At 70.4% G+C, this 14,554-nt stretch carries 12 protein-coding genes and 1 pseudogene; 10 read left to right on the forward strand and 3 right to left on the reverse strand.

What is annotated here, in order from left to right:
• Window positions 1–11: 11 nt before the first annotated feature.
• A complete protein-coding gene (locus GXW74_RS10460; RefSeq protein ID WP_211846441.1) occupies window positions 12–1,721 on the reverse strand; it encodes a cation:proton antiporter domain-containing protein in 1,710 nt (569 codons plus the stop codon).
• 149 nt (window positions 1,722–1,870) lie between these two features.
• On the opposite strand from GXW74_RS10460, the gene GXW74_RS10465 reads away from it, so the two are divergent.
• From GXW74_RS10465 to GXW74_RS10475, 3 genes are all read left to right on the forward strand, one after another.
• The gene (locus GXW74_RS10465) at window positions 1,871–2,776 is read left to right on the forward strand and encodes a LysR family transcriptional regulator (RefSeq protein WP_211846442.1); all 906 of its coding nucleotides are present in this window, start codon (window positions 1,871–1,873) and stop codon (window positions 2,774–2,776) included.
• A gap of 80 nt (window positions 2,777–2,856) precedes the next feature.
• Window positions 2,857–3,717 (forward strand): TauD/TfdA dioxygenase family protein, encoded by an 861-nt coding sequence (locus GXW74_RS10470; RefSeq protein WP_211846443.1) that lies wholly within the window; start codon window positions 2,857–2,859, stop codon window positions 3,715–3,717.
• Entirely contained in the window at window positions 3,714–4,916 is a 1,203-nt protein-coding gene (locus GXW74_RS10475) for a GMC family oxidoreductase (protein WP_211846444.1), read from the forward strand. Before GXW74_RS10470 ends, GXW74_RS10475 begins: the two co-directional genes overlap by 4 nt.
• Before the next feature lie 257 nt (window positions 4,917–5,173).
• Here GXW74_RS10475 and GXW74_RS27970 read toward each other — a convergent pair.
• Window positions 5,174–5,597 (reverse strand): annotated as a pseudogene (locus tag GXW74_RS27970) (transposase); the annotation flags it as partial.
• 447 nt (window positions 5,598–6,044) lie between these two features.
• Here GXW74_RS27970 and GXW74_RS10490 point away from each other — a divergent pair.
• The 7 genes from GXW74_RS10490 to GXW74_RS10520 are packed head-to-tail and all read left to right on the forward strand — an operon-like array spanning window position 6,045 to window position 13,458.
• On the forward strand, window positions 6,045–6,887 hold the full coding sequence (locus GXW74_RS10490; RefSeq protein ID WP_272877261.1) for a Bug family tripartite tricarboxylate transporter substrate binding protein: 843 nt from the start codon (window positions 6,045–6,047) through the stop codon (window positions 6,885–6,887).
• Between the two features lie 55 nt (window positions 6,888–6,942).
• Window positions 6,943–8,082, forward strand: coding sequence for an ATP-grasp domain-containing protein (locus GXW74_RS10495; RefSeq protein ID WP_211846447.1), 1,140 nt, complete (start codon window positions 6,943–6,945; stop codon window positions 8,080–8,082).
• The gene (locus GXW74_RS10500) at window positions 8,079–8,972 is read left to right on the forward strand and encodes a succinate--CoA ligase subunit alpha (protein ID WP_211846448.1); all 894 of its coding nucleotides are present in this window, start codon (window positions 8,079–8,081) and stop codon (window positions 8,970–8,972) included. Before GXW74_RS10495 ends, GXW74_RS10500 begins: the two co-directional genes overlap by 4 nt.
• Before the next feature lie 45 nt (window positions 8,973–9,017).
• Window positions 9,018–10,220 carry an FAS1-like dehydratase domain-containing protein gene (locus GXW74_RS10505; RefSeq protein WP_211846449.1) on the forward strand — a complete coding sequence of 401 codons (1,203 nt, stop codon included), beginning with the start codon at window positions 9,018–9,020 and terminating at the stop codon, window positions 10,218–10,220.
• Window positions 10,221–10,248: 28 nt separating this feature from the next.
• Window positions 10,249–11,391, forward strand: coding sequence for a CoA transferase (locus tag GXW74_RS10510; RefSeq protein ID WP_211846450.1), 1,143 nt, complete (start codon window positions 10,249–10,251; stop codon window positions 11,389–11,391).
• A 2-nt stretch (window positions 11,392–11,393) separates the two neighbouring features.
• Window positions 11,394–12,590 (forward strand): CaiB/BaiF CoA transferase family protein, encoded by a 1,197-nt coding sequence (locus tag GXW74_RS10515; protein ID WP_211846451.1) that lies wholly within the window; start codon window positions 11,394–11,396, stop codon window positions 12,588–12,590.
• Window positions 12,591–12,615: 25 nt separating this feature from the next.
• Window positions 12,616–13,458 carry a MaoC family dehydratase N-terminal domain-containing protein gene (locus GXW74_RS10520; protein ID WP_211846452.1) on the forward strand — a complete coding sequence of 281 codons (843 nt, stop codon included), beginning with the start codon at window positions 12,616–12,618 and terminating at the stop codon, window positions 13,456–13,458.
• Between the two features lie 38 nt (window positions 13,459–13,496).
• Here GXW74_RS10520 and GXW74_RS10525 read toward each other — a convergent pair whose 3' ends face one another.
• Entirely contained in the window at window positions 13,497–14,495 is a 999-nt protein-coding gene (locus GXW74_RS10525; protein ID WP_211846453.1) for a Bug family tripartite tricarboxylate transporter substrate binding protein, read from the reverse strand.
• Window positions 14,496–14,554: the final 59 nt, after the last annotated feature.

A 14,554-nucleotide genomic window follows, 5' to 3' on the forward strand; every position in this document is an offset into this window, starting at 1 on the left:
CCCCAGCATGATCAGGGCAGTGCCGTCGCGTGGTCCGCTGGCGGCCGTGGCAGGCCGAGCAGCTCCGGGTTCAACCCGGTGCGGACCTCCGTGATGCGTGCCGCGATCTCGTCCGTGGGGAGGCCGAGCGCAATCAGCACTTCCTCCGCAAGCGCCAGGCCCGCGGCGAGGTTCTCCGGCAGGATGCGCGACGCGCCGGCCTCGATGAGCGGCCGCAGCCCGACGGCGTCGTCGGTGCTCACGATGGCCGGCACCCTGGGCGCGGCGATCCGGAGGCGGCGCAGGAGTCGCTCGGTGGGGTGCTCGGGCAGGGTCGTCGCAACGATCCGCGCGCGCCCGACGGCGACGGCCCGCAGGATGGAGAGCCGCGTGGCGTCGCCGAACACGGCGCGGTGGCCGTGCTCCTGGGCCAGGCGCAGACGCTCGACGTCCCGCTCGATCACGACGTAGGGCACGGCGCTCGCCCTGAGCGCTGCCGCCACCAGGCGCCCGACCCGACCATACCCGCACACGACGGCGTGGCCCGAAAGCCCCGCGCAGGACTCGGCGATGGCGGCCTCGTCGATTTTGGTGCGGGCCTCGGCCCAGCCCAGGAGCGCGGCGACCTGGCCGCTTCGCTGTATGAGGAGGGGCGCTATCACCATGCTGAGCGCGACGGTGACGAGGACGAGCTGACCCGCCGCGGCATCAAGCAGCCCGGCCGCAAGCGCCTGGGCGACGATCAGCAGCGCGAACTCACCCCCGTGAGCGAGCACCAGGCCGGCGCGCAGCGCAGGCGCCGCCGCCCACCCGGCGATCCGCGCCACGGCGAAGACGATCAGCGCCTTCGAGCCGACCAGCAGCAGCACCGCGCCCAGCACGAGCAGCGGGCTCGCGGTGATCGCGCCAGGATCGAGCGACATGCCGACGGTAAGGAAAAAGAGGCCGAGCAGCATATCGCGGAAGGGGCGGATCTCGTCCTCGACCTGGTGGCGGAAATCGCTTTCGCCGACCAGCATGCCCGCAAGGAAGGCCGCGATGGGCAGCGACAGCCCGGCCACGTGCGCGGCATGGGCCGAGGCCAGGATCAGCAGGAGTGTCACCAGCTGAAACAGCTCGTTGGACCTGGTGCCGGCAACCCATTCGATGGCACGGGCGAGCGCGCGGCGGGCCAGCAGGGCCGTGGCGACGAAGAGCACGACGGCAACGGCGCTTCGCGTCACCCCCTGAAGCGTGTCAGCCTCGCCGCCTCTCCCGTGCAGTGCGTCCACCACCACGAGCACCGGCAGCGTGGCGAGGTCCTGGAACAGCAGGATTCCGAGCGCGATGCGGCCGTGCCGGCTGTTCAGCTCATCCTGGTCGGACAGCTGCTTGGCGGCGATGGCGGTCGAGGACATCGCGGCCGCGGCGCCGAGCACGAGGGCGGCGACCCAGCCGGCGCCCGCGAACCAGGCCACCGTCGCGGCAAGCGCGGTCGTCGCGACGACCTGCAGGCCTCCCAGGCCGAACACCACCGTGCGCGCCGCGATCATGCGCGGCAGCGAGAACTCCAGCCCGACGATGAACATCAGCAGGGCAACGCCGAGTTCGCCGAGAAAGCGGATGCCCTCGGTGGCACCCAGGAGGTTGAAGCCATGCGGACCGACCAGCAGCCCCGCCGTCAGGTAGCCGATGATCGGCGAGAAGCTCAGCCGCACGAGCGCGGCGACGACCACGAAGGAGGCGGCGGCGATGACGAGCATCTCGAGGATGAGGTGGTCGGCCATCGCAGGCTGTCCCCGGTTATCACCGCACAAGGATGCACCTTAGCAGAGGTGCAGGCGCTTCTGTCGGGCCCGCGTCGCGATCAACCCTGCTTCCGGGGCAGGCGCGGCCGCCGTAGCGTTGCGCGATGGACCGGCTGACCGCGCTGCGGCTCTTCCTGCGGACTCTCGATCGCGGCGGCATCGCCGCGGCGGGGCGCTCGCTCGGGCTGTCGGCGACAGCAGCGTCGCGGGCGCTGCGCGAATTGGAGGACGACCTCGCGCTGCGGCTGTTCGACCGCACGACGCGCCATGTCGCGCCGACCGAAGCGGGGCGGCGCCTGGCCGCCCGCATCATGCCCCTGCTCGAGGGCCTCGACGCCGCCATGGTCGAGGCGCGCGAGATGCACGAGGAAGCGACCGGCACGCTACGCATCGTCGCGCGGCGCTCCTATTCGCTGCGCCATGTGGTGCCGCATCTCGCCGGCTTCCGCGCCGCGCATCCGCGGGTGGAGATCGATCTGGAGCTGACCGAGCAGACCGGGCTGGTGCCCGCGCATGGGGTGGACCTGGTGATCCGCCTGGGTCTGCCGGCGGGAAAGTCGTTCACCGGGTACCGGCTGGCATCGGGCCGGCGCATCCTGTGTGCCAGCCCCGGCTACATCGCAAGGCACGGCGCTCCGGCCTCGCCCGACGCCGTGCTGCAGCACCCCTGCCTGACCTATCGCGAGGCCGATGAGGCGCCGGTCTGGGTATTCACCACCGCCGACGGCGCGCGGCGGGAGGTCACGGTGTCCGGGCCGTTCCGCTCCAACAGCGGGGAGGCGCTGCGCCAGGCCGCGCTGGATGGCATGGGCCTGGTGCTGCTGCCCGAATGGATGGTCGGTGACGATGTCGCGGCCGACCGCCTGACGGCACTGCTGCCCGGATTTCCTGCCTGGCCCGGCCCCTACCAGGCCGAGATCCACGCCGTGCATCTCCGCGCCGATCGGCTTCCGGCCAAGATCGCGGCCTTCGTCGCGCATCTGCTCGCCGTCGCGGATCCTGCCGCCTGACGGCAGAGTGTTTTGCGAAGATGCCGGCTGGCGCCGCAATGCGATGCGCCGCCAAGGTGGGGGCAGGAGGAAACGCCCCCATGATCGAGACAACCCCGCTCACCCCCGTTCTCGGCGCCCGCATCACCGGCATCGACATCGCCCGCGGCGTCGACGCGACGACGTTGGCCGCGCTGCGCCATGCGCTCGACCGCTTCTCGGTGCTGGTCTTTCCCGACCAGCGGATCGACGACGCGGCGCAGATCGCCTTCAGCGAGGGGTTCGGGCCGCTCGAACGCACCCGTCCCGGCGCACCCGGGGCCGGGAGCCCGGTGATCATTCTCTCCAATATCGGCCAGGACGGCGCGATCACGCCGCCGACCGACAAGCAGGTGCTGAACAACAAGGCGAACCGGTTCTGGCACCATGATTCCTCCTTCAAGCCGGTGCCGGCGCGGGCCTCGCTGCTGTCGGCCCGGGAGATTCCTTCGGCCGGCGGGGATACCGAATTCGCCTCCATGCGCACGGCCTTCGCGGCGCTCGACCGGGCCGAGCAGGACGCCTTGCGGGGTCGCGTCGCCATCCATGACTTCGGCTGGTCGCGCAGCCGCGTCGATCCGGCGCTGGTGACCGAGGCCGAACGCCGCCAGCACCCGCCGGTGCGCCAGGCGCTGGTGCTCGAGGAGAACCCATATGGCCCGGCCCTGTATCTCGGCGCGCATGCCCGCAGCATCGAGGGGATGGGCGAGGCGGAGTCGCGCGCGCTGATCGATCGGCTGATGGCGCAGGCGACGCAGCCTGCCTTCACCTACGCGCACAAATGGCGGCCGCATGACCTGGTCATGTGGGACAATCGTGCCGTGCTGCATCGGGCGACCCCCTTCGCGACGACGACGGAACGCCGCACCATGGTGCGCACCTGCGTCGCCGGCACGGCACCGACCATCGCCGTGGCGGCATGACGGCGGAGACTTTTGATGGCGACTGGGACCACATCATCGCCGGCACGGGCAGCGCCGGCTGCGTGCTGGCCAACCGCCTTTCGGCCGATCCGCGCCGCCGCGTGCTGCTGCTGGAAGCCGGCGGGGAAGCACAGCATCCGTACCTCCGTGTGCCGGCGGGCTTTCTCAAGACCTTCCGCGATCCGCGCTTCAACTGGAACTTTGTCACCGAGCCCGGCCCTGGCGTGGACGGGCGGGCGATCCATACGCCACGCGGGCGGGTGCTCGGCGGGTCCTCGGCGATCAACGGGCATCTCTGGGTGCGCGGATCGGCGCGGGATTTCGACGATTGGGCGCAGGCGGGTTGCCGGGGCTGGTCGCATGCGGATGTGCTGCCGCATTTCCGCAGCCTTGAGGACTGCCGCGACGATGCGCACCGCGGCGCCGGCGGGCCGCAGCATGTCTCCGACATCCCCGCGTTGCATCCGATCGTCGCCGACTTCCTGGAGGGCGGCGCCGAATGCGGCCTGGCGCGCAACCCGGACTACAACGGCGCGGCGCAGGAGGGCGTCTTCACCTACCAGCGCAGCATCCGCCGCGGCAGCCGCTTCAGCGCGGCGAGCGCCTTTCTCGCACCGGTACGTCGCCGCGCCAATCTGCGTATCGTCACCGGCGCGACGGTGCTGCGCATCGAGACGGCCGCGGGGCGTGCCACCGGCATCACCTTCACCCGTGACGGCTGCACGCTGACGGCGCATGCGAAGGGCGACATCGTGCTGGCCGCGGGCGCGATCGGGACACCGCACCTGCTGCAGGTCTCGGGCCTCGGCCCGGCGGCGCTGTCGCGGGCGCCACTGCGAGGACAGCAGCCCGCCTGCATTCAACACCCGCCCTACCACATCAGACGTACCGGAGCCGCGGGGGGGGCCAATCCTACGGCACTCTGCAGACGGAGGCATCAGGCACCATCCGTACATGCCGAAATGGCCCCGAGAGACAGGCCCCGCGTTTCCTCGGCTGGGGCCGGCGGACGGGCGTCTCTCAGGTACGATTCACGCATTGGCCTCGCGTGTCTGGCAGCAAAGGCGGGCCTTTCGCAGGCCGGCCACGCCGACCCGGAAATCGTCTGCGACACCGCGACTGCGTGGTTGTGGTCGCAGTCTCCCGCGAACCCCTCTCTGCCGCCTGCTAGCCTGATTTCCCTGTTCTGCAGGGAATGAACAGGGAAATCGGCGCCAGATGGTCCGATCCGGGGGCGCCGTCGCAACTGTAGTGCGCAGATATCCTGGAGTTCCGCGGCATTTCCCTACGGACCCGAACAGGGAATTTCCAAGCGCGTTGCAGGGAACAGTGCACGGCACGCAGGGAATTCGGCTGCCAGGAATTGCTTGGGAGCCGCCCGCCGTTCGCGGTAGCGGCCGTGTCCGTGGTGATGGTGTAGGAGCGCGCTGGTCACCTGAGCGGGTATGAGCCGGGGTTAGATTGCCACGGCGGGCAGGCTGACGTTGGGAGCATCGCTGATGGGGGCGAGCGTCTCAGGGCTCATGGAGCGGGGCTGCACGGCTCATTCGTCATTCTGCTCGTTCAGGATAGCACCGAGCAGGCGAGTGACGGCTTCCTCTTTGGGAAAGATGCCGACCACGTCGGTGCGGCGCTTGATCGCAGACCACTCATTCCAGCGGGTTGGTGGAGTGGATCTTGGCGCGGTGGTCCCTGGGGAGCGCCATGAACGCCAGCACGCCCTCCTCAGCCTGGTCCATCAGGGCGGCGAGCTTCGGCACCCTGGGGCGGAGTTGGTCGGCGACGGTGCGCCATTGCCTCTTCGCCCCCTCGGCATCGGCCTCGGCAAAGGCGGCGCCGATCCAGGTCGAGACGAAGCGGCGGTGGCCGTCGCCGGCATGTGGCTCTCGACCCCTTCCTCGGTAGCGGCACGACGCTGGTCGCGGCGTAGGGGAACTGAGCGCTCTTGAGTTCACCGATCGCGCATCCTGCATAGCGGTTTTGCCGCGGCGCGACCCTCAGAACTGAGGTGCGCCGTCAATTCGATGGCATCCAAGGTGACGGAGCGCCTCCACGCCGCAGAGGCGACTCGAATAGTACATTGTGCATTCTACCTTCTGTGCGCATGCTGAAGCGCGCGGTCCGCAGCGAGCGCTCGACGCGCGGCGGAGCAGCACAGGAGGAAATCGATGTTTTCGAATCGGCGCGATCTTTGGGGCCTCGCGGCGGCTGCGGCCGCGTCTTTCGGAGCCGCGCGCGCCGCACCTGCTCAACCTCTGCGACCTTGGCAGCCGACAAAGCCGATCACACTGGTCGTACCTTTTGCCGCTGGCGGGACCACGGACCTGATGGCGCGGCTAATCGCCGGGCCGATGAGGCAGCGCTTCTCTCAGCCGGTGGTCGTCGAGAACGCGGCCGGCGCCAGCGGCAACATCGGCGCGGCCCGCGTCGCCCGCGCCGGCGCGGACGGCCACACTGCGCTATTGGCCCATGTCGGCGTACTAGCCATCAACCGGCACCTCTTCCGGAACATGCCGTTCGACGCCGAACGCGATTTCGTGCCGGTCGGTCTAGTCTGCACCAATCCGATGGCCCTGCTGGTCTCGACGCGCTCCGGGATCCCGGATCTGGCGGCCCTGATCGCGCGGGCGCAGGAAGGTCGCCTCAAGGTCGCGACCTCGGGGAACGGCTCGACGCTCCATATCGGGGCGCTGCAGTTCCTCGCGGCCGTCGGTGGGCGGGCCGACCTAATCCCGTATCGGGGCGGGGCGCCGGCTGTGAACGACCTGCTGGCGGGCGTGGTGGACATGCTGGTCGAGCAGGCCGCGAGTGCCATCACGAACCAGCAGGGAGGCATGGCGCGCGCCTTCTTCGTCACGGGCAGCGCCAGGTTACCTGGCTTGCCAAACGTGCCGACGGCGGCTGAGGCCGGGCTGCCAGCCGTGAATTTCGAGGTCTGGAACGGCGTAGTGCTGCCGGCCGCGTCCTCACCGGCTGTGGCCGCGGCCTGGAACGCGGCGCTCACCGCCGCCCTGACCGACAGCGATGTGAGGTCGCGCCTCGTTCAGCTCAGCGCCCGCCTGCCGGAAGGCCAGGAAGGCAGCCCAGCGCATCTCGGCGACCTCATTCGTCGCGACGGCGAGAAATGGGGCCGGCTGCTGCGGGAGACGGGCGTGCAGCCAGGGGATTGAGGGTAGCGCTGGAGAGCGTTGTTGACTCAAAGAATGGAAAATGCATTCTACCTCGATGTTGATGCTCGAAGCCGAAGGCAAGGCGTTGTTGGCCGGATCGGGTCTCCCGATCCCGGCCGGTGCGCACCTCGTCAGTGACGCCGCCGGCGTGGCTGGCCTGTCGCTCACCTTTCCCCTGGCTGCCAAGGCGCAGGTCCGCAGCGGCGGCCGCGGCAAGGCGGGCGGAGTCCGCCGCTGCGACGGACCCGCCGAGGCCGAGGCCGCCGTGGCCGCCATTCTCGGCACACGCTTCGGGGGCGAGCTCCCATCGGGCGTGCTGCTGGAGCCTTGGTTGCCCATCGCGCGGGAGATGTACCTCTCCGTGGTCGTGGATGGCCGCGCTGGCGGTTTTGTCGCTCTCTACGCGCCCGAGGGCGGCGTTGAGATCGAAGCCGGTCCGCCGCCGCTTCGCTACGAGTTCGGCTTGCCGCGTAACTTCCGCGCCCATGAGTTCCGCCGCCTGCTCGAAACGGTGGAAGCCGATCGCGCGGTGCGCGAGCGCGTCATCGCGCTGACGCGCAGGCTGCTGCAGGTCGCCGCGGCACAAGACTGCACAACCGTTGAGATCAATCCGCTGATCCGTCTCCAGGACGGCAATCTGGTCCTCGGCGACGCGAAGGTGGTGCGCGACGACGCCGCGGCCTTCCGCCACCTGGAGCTCGAGGCCGCCCTGGTCTCCGAACGCATGCGCGAAGTCGAGGATGTCCGTCGCTGCCAGGACGCCAGCCTGATGCTGGTCTGGCTCGAAGGTGAGGTCGGGCTGATTTCCGGCGGCGCCGGCATGACCATGGCTGCCATGGATGCGATTGCGGCCGCCGGCGGCGCCCCGGCCTGCTTCCTCGACACCAGCGGCAACCCTACCCCCGCCGGCTTCGGCCTGGCCTTCGAACTGCTCGATCGCAACCCCGGTGTCCGCGCCATCCTGGTCAGCATGTTCGGTGGTGGGCTGCACACCGACCGCGTCGCACGCACACTCGTCGGCATCCTTGAGGCCCGCGGGCCCGGGGCGAAGCCGGTGGTGCTCCGCCTGCAGGGCACCGGCAGCGAGGCGGCGACCGAGATCCTCGCCGCCGCCGGCCGTGTGAACCACGCCTCGCTCGAAGAGGCCGTCGCCGAGGTCGTCGCCCGTACGCGGGCCCCGGAGGCCCGGGCATGAGCATCCTTCTTCGCGCTGGCGCGCGCGTCGTCATCTTCGGCATCACCGGCCGCTTCGGCACGTTCTCCATCCGCGACCTTCGCGCCTCAGGCACCGAGGTAGTGGCCGGCGTGGTGCCCGGCCGCGGCGGCACCGAGGTCGAAGGCGTACCCATTTTCGGCTCGGCAGAGCAGGCGGTGTGCGACACCGGCGCCGACTGCGCCCTCATCTACGTGCCGGCGCCACTCGCCCTCGATGCTGTGCTCGAGGCCATCGATGCCGACTGCCAGCTCGTCGCCTATCCTGGCGACGGCCTGCCGGTGGCCGACGCCATGGAGATGCGTGCCGCCGCTCGCGCGCGCGGCGCCTGGCTGGTCGGGCCGAACTCGCCCGGCTTGATATCCCCGGGCAAGGCGAAGCTGGGCTTCATGCCGAGCTTCTGCTTCCGCCCCGGCCCCGTCGGGCTGATCTCGCGTTCTGGCTCACTGTCCTACGAGGCGTCCTACCGTCTCTCCTGCGCCGGCGTTGGGCAATCCACTGTGATCGGCATCGGAGGCGACCCGGTGAAGGGCGTTACCGCTGCCGAGGCCGTGACCATGTTCCACGAGGACCCAGAGACGGCGGCCATTGTCTATCTCGGCGAGATCGGCGGCACCGATGAATACGCCGTCGCTGACTACGCCCGGCGTCTGGATGCCAAGCCCGTCACCGCCTTGCTCGTCGGTCGCACGGCGCCACCCGGCAAGAAGATGGGCCACGCCGCCGCGCTGGTCGGCGGCTACGCCGACAGCTGGGCGGCGAAGGTTGAGGCGCTCGCCGCCGCCGGGGTCAACGTGGCCCGCAGCCTCGACCAGCTTCCTATCGCCGCCGCCGAATCCCTGGCCCGCGCGGGCCTCGCGCCCGCCGCCTGACCGTCACCACCGCACCCAAGACGATCACGAGAGGAACCGCCCCGCATGACCACCGCCGAGATCACGATGCAGGATCGCCCCGCCGAGGGGCGCATCACCGACGACGCCGTCGCCGAGGCGCGCAAGATGATCGGCATGCAGCTGCGCCCCGAGGGGCCGTACCTGCAGGACGCGACGCCCGATACGCTGCGCAACTGGTGCAACGGCATCGGCGATCTGAACCCGCTCTACCGCGACCTTGAGCACGGTCGCCTGTCGCGCCACGGTATGCAGCTCGCGCATCCGATGTTCCCCATGGCCTTCGGCTGGATCGGCCGCACCCGCTGGGGCCTGTCGGGCGTTCACGGCTTCTACGCCGGTAATGACTGGGAACTGTTCCGCCACATCCGCCCCGGCGACCGGGTGAACGCGATCGAGCGCGTGGTGGGCGTCGAGGAGAAGGAGAGCAAATTCTCCGGCCGCCTGGTCATGCAGTATGTCGAGGCGAGCTACTTCAACCAGCGCGGCGAGCTGCTGGCCCGCGGCCTCGGCTGGTGCACGCGGCATGAGCGCAAGGCAGCGCGCGACGCCGGCAAGTACAAGGACATCGTCCCCTACGAATACACGCCGGAGGAGTTCGAGCGCCTCGACGATGCCATCCTCAATGAGGAGAAGAACATCCGCGGCAATCTGGTCCGCTATTTCGAGGACGTGCAGGTCGGCGAGGAGCTGCCGCCGATCGTCCGCGGCCCCCTGTCCCTGATGGATACGATGGGCTTCCTGGTCGGCTGCGGCCGCGGCCACACCCATGGCGTCGTGCTGAAGAACGCGGTCAAGCACCCCGGCCACTTCTTCCGCAACCCGGAGGCCGGTGGCGGCATCGAATACACCGGCATCGGCCACCATCGCGACTCCGTCGCGAAGGAGGTCGGCGTGCCCGGCACCTACGACTACGGTCCGCAGCGCTCGGCCTGGATGTGCAGCCTGGTCACCAACTGGATGGGCGATGCCGCCTTCCTCAAGCGCGTGCGCAGCGAGATGCGGCGCTTCAACACCATGGGCGACAGCACCTGGTGTAAGGGCAAGGTGACGCGGAAATACGTCAAGGACGGGCATGCGCTGGTCGACATCGAGATCTGGGGCGAGAACCAGCGCGGCGAGCTGACCACGCCGGGCATGGCGACGGTCGCGCTGCCCTCGCGCGACGTGAACAACAAGGTGTTCCTCGACGGCGCCGGTCTCGACCTGGACCTGCCGCTGGTGCGCTGAGCCTGACATCGCGAGGGAGGACGGCCGCATGAACCAGGCTGCAGCGGGGCCGCTCGAGGGGATCAGGGTGGTCGAGCGCAGCGCCGGCGTCGCCGCGGCGGCTGCCGGCCGGCTCCTCGCGGCGATGGGTGCCGAGGTCGTGCTGGCGGAGGACCCCGCCGGCACGCCCTTGCGGCGCGAGCCTCCTTTCATCGGGCCTGGCATCAGCGCGCTGTTTGCCTATCTCGCCGCCGGCAAGCGCAGCGTCGTGGTCGACGGCGCCACCGCGCTGCACCGCCTGGCCGATGGCGCGGACATCCTGATCGACGACACGCCGGTCGAGGATCGTGTGGCGCTCGGCCTTGATCCCGCCGCGGTGCGGCGCCGGTATCCCCGCATCGTGCATGTCTCGGTCCTCCCCTTCGGCGCATCGGGCCCGAAGGCCGGATGGCGCGGCGAGGAGGTCAACCTCATCCACGCCTCGGGCGAGGGCTACCTGCTGCCCAACGGCCTGTCCGTGGAGCTCTTCCCCGATCGTCCGCCGCTGAAGATCCATGGGCACTTCGCCTGCTGGCAGGCGGGCGTGGCCGCGGTGCTCGGCGCGCTCTCCGCGCTGTGGAGCAGTACGGGGCAGTTCGTCGACATCTCCGTGCAGGACGCGGCGCTGGCAGTCGGTGCCTTCGCCATCCAACGCCTCGGCGACGGGGAGGTGGAGCACCGCACGACGCGATCCTTCCGCTTCGGCGGCGTGATCGAATGCCGCGACGGTTATGTGGAACTCCTCACGCTCGAGGACCGGCAGTGGCAGGGCCTGGTGAAGCTGATGGGCGATCCGGACTGGGCGGCCGATCCGGCGCTCGCCGATCCGGTCTCACGCAGCGCCAAGGGCAAGGAGATCAATGCGCGGATCCGTGCCTGGGCCCTGCAGCATCCGGTCGCGGAACTGGTGGCGCGGGCGCAGGAGCTCGGCGTCCCGATGGGGCGCTACAACACGCCGGCGGAGATCCTGGCCGGTCCGCACGAGAATGCCCGGGGCATCTTCGCACCGGTCGCGATGCTCGGCCTGGGACCGGTCCCCGTGCTGAGCGCGCCGGTGCGCTTCGGGCCCGATGCGCTGCCGCTGCGCCGCGGTCCGCCCGATCTCGGCGCCGACCAGCGCCTGCTGGCGCAGCCCGCCGCGGAGGTCGCATGACCATGGCCGGACCCCTTGCTGGCGTGCGCATCGCGGACTTTACCGTCCACGCCGCGGGCCCCTTCTGCACGCACATGCTGGCCCAGCTTGGCGCCGAGGTGATCAAGGTCGAGAGCGCCCAGCGCCCCGACATCTTCCGCAAGCCGCATCCGGTCTATGGCCGGCTGGGTGCTGCGACCTTCGACCAGGTGGCCTCGGCGAAGCTCTCGGTGCGGCTGAACCTGAAGCATCCGAGGGGCATCGAGCTCGCGAAGCACCTGGTCGCGCAGAGCGACATCGCGGCGGAGAGCTTCCGCCCCGGGGTGATGACGCGCCTCGGCCTTGGCTACGACGCGCTGCGTGCGGTGAAGCAGGACATCGTCATGTTGTCGGTCTCGGCCTCGGGGCAGAGCGGCCCCGACTCGCATTTCGCGGGCTATGCGCCGCTCTTTGGCGCCTGGGGCGGGCTTGGCTGGCTGACCGGCTATCCGGACGGGCCGCCGGTCGAGATGCGCCATGCCATGGATCATTCCGTCGGCCTGCATGCGGCGATGGCCGCCGTGGCGGCGCTGCACCGCCGGCGCCGCACAGGGGACGGCTCGCATGTCGATGTCTGCGCGCGCGAAGTTGCCGCGGCCGCGGCCGGCGACGCGCTGATCGAAGCCGCCGCCGGCGGCACGCCGCGCCGATGGGGCAACGCGCATCCGCGCATGGCGCCGCATGGCGTCTATCCGGCGCGCGATCCGGATTCCTGGCTGACCATTGCTGTCGCCGATGAACGCGCCTGGCTCGGCCTGCTGTCCGTCATGGGGCGCCGTGACCTTGCCGGCGATCCGCGCTTTGCGACGGAGGCGGCGCGCCACGCGGTGCGCATCGCCCTCGACGCCATCGTCGCCGACTGGACGCGGCTGCAGGATGCCGAGGAGGCGGCCGCGCTGCTGCAGCAGGCGGGCTGTGCCGCGCATCCGTCCTGGGACACGCCGCACATCGCGGCCGATCCGCACCTGCGCGCTCGCGCTGCCATCGTCGACACGACGGAGCCCGATGGCACGATGCGCGCCGCGGTGGGCGTGCCGGTGCGCCTGTCGGCAACCCCGCCGCGCGGGATCTGGCGCGGCACGCCGCAGCTTGGCGAGGATGAGGACAGGATCTTCGGCGATCTGCTCGGCCTCGACGTCGGGGCGCGGCGCAGCCTGGAAGCCGAGGGCGCGATTCTCTGAAACGCCGCAACGCACGGGAACACGGATGAGCGAACACGAATGGGGAGCCTGGATCGGCCGGAGCGAAAGCCGCACTGAGGCGATCGCTCCTGACCGCGTGGCGGCGCTGGCCGCGACGCTGGACCTCGACCAGGCGCAGCAGCCCGGCGCGCCTTTGCCGCCGGGCTGGCACTGGCTTTTCTTCAACCCCTTCGTTCGTCGAAGCGAACTCGGCGAGGACGGGCATCCGAAGCGCGGCGGCTTCCTGCCGCCGGTGCCGCTGCCGCGCCGGATGTGGGCCGGCGGGCGGGTCGAGTACCTCGCGGACCTGCCGGTCGGCGCGACGGTGGAGCGGCGCAGCGAGATCGTCTCGATCGATCGCAAGGTCGGCAAGCGCGGCGAGCTGGTCTTCGTCACGGTGCGCCATATCCTTGCGACCGGCGGCGCGGACTGCATCCGGGAGGAGCAGGACATCGTCTACCGTGCGCCCTCTGCGCCCGGCACGCCGGCGCCGCCGCCCGAGGCCGCCCCCGGCGGAGCCATCGCATCGGAGGAGGTGCATCCCGACCCGGTGCTGCTGTTCCGGTATTCGGCGCTGACCTCCAACGGCCATCGCATTCACTACGATCTGCCCTATGCGCGCGAGGAGGAGGGCTATCCAGGCCTCGTCGTGCACGGGCCGCTGACGGCGACGCTGCTGCAAGGCTTCGCGCGGCGCTGCTGCGGCGATGCTCGGTTGGCACGCTTCGCCTTCCGCGGTGTCAGCCCGCTCTTCGCCGGCCATCCCTTCCGCCTGGAGGCAGCGGCCGAAGAGGAGGGGCTGCAGCTCTGGGCCCGCGGGCCCGAGGGTGAGCTGGCGATGGGCGCCGAGGCCACGTTCCGCACGTGACCCGTGCGGCCGGAGAGCGTCTCCGGCCGCGCCGGCCCTCAGTCTACGCGGATGTTCGCCACGCGCACGACCTCGCGCCACTTGACGATGTCGGCTTCGAGGAAGCTGCGGAACTCCGTCGGGGGCATGCCGACCGGCACCAGCCCCTGGTCGAGCAGCCGCTGGCGCAGCCCAGGATCGGTCAGGGCGCGGCGCATCGCGCCATAGATCGTGTCGACCTGGCGCGGCGGCAGCCCCGTAGGGCCGAACAGGCCGTGCCAGGCCGCGACGTCGAAGTCGGGCACGCCCTGCTCCTCGACTGTCGGCACATCCGGTGTCCATTCCAGCCGTTGGTTGGAGGTGGTGGCCAGCGCGCGCAGCTTGCCATCGCGCACGAAGGGGAGAACCGCGGTGACTTGGTAGACGAGCATCGGCACCTGACCGCTGACGACGTCGGTCACCGCCTGCGCCCCGCTGCGGTAGGGGACGTGCTCGAGCTTCGCGCCGGTGCGCATCTTCAGCAGCTCGCCGGCCAGGTGGCTCGAGGTACCGTTGCCGGCAGAGGCGTAGTTCACACCGCCTGGCTGCGTCTTCATCCAGGCGATGAACTCCGCCAGGCTGCGCGCGGGAACCTGCGGGTTTACGACCAGCAGGTTCGGCGCATTCGTCACCAGCGAGATGTGCGTGAAGTCGCGCAGCGGATCGTAGGGCAGGCGAGGCATCAGCGAGACGATGACGGAATGCGAGGCGACCGCGCCCATCAGCAGCGTGTTGCCGTCGGGCGCGGATTTGGCGACGACCTCGCTGCCGACGGCGCCGCTGGCGCCGACGCGGTTCTCGACCACCATCGGTTGGCCGAGCGTCTCGGCCATGTGCTGGGACACGAGACGGGTCATGATGTCCGTGCTGGTGCCCGCGCCGTAGGGAACGATCAGGCGGATCGGCCGGTCCGGCCAGGTGCCCTGCGCGAGGACCGGCAGCGTCGGCAGGGCCGCGGCGACGCCAAGCAGATGCCGACGCCGCCACTGGCTATGCCGCGCGCTTGTGGGCTGATCCATGGCTCGTTCCTTCCCTTCGGGCCGCGAGTGGTGCCGCTAAATAATGCATTCTACCCGCA

Source organism: Neoroseomonas eburnea, assembly GCF_018129005.1.
GTDB classification, from domain to species: Bacteria; Pseudomonadota; Alphaproteobacteria; order Acetobacterales; family Acetobacteraceae; genus Neoroseomonas; species Neoroseomonas eburnea.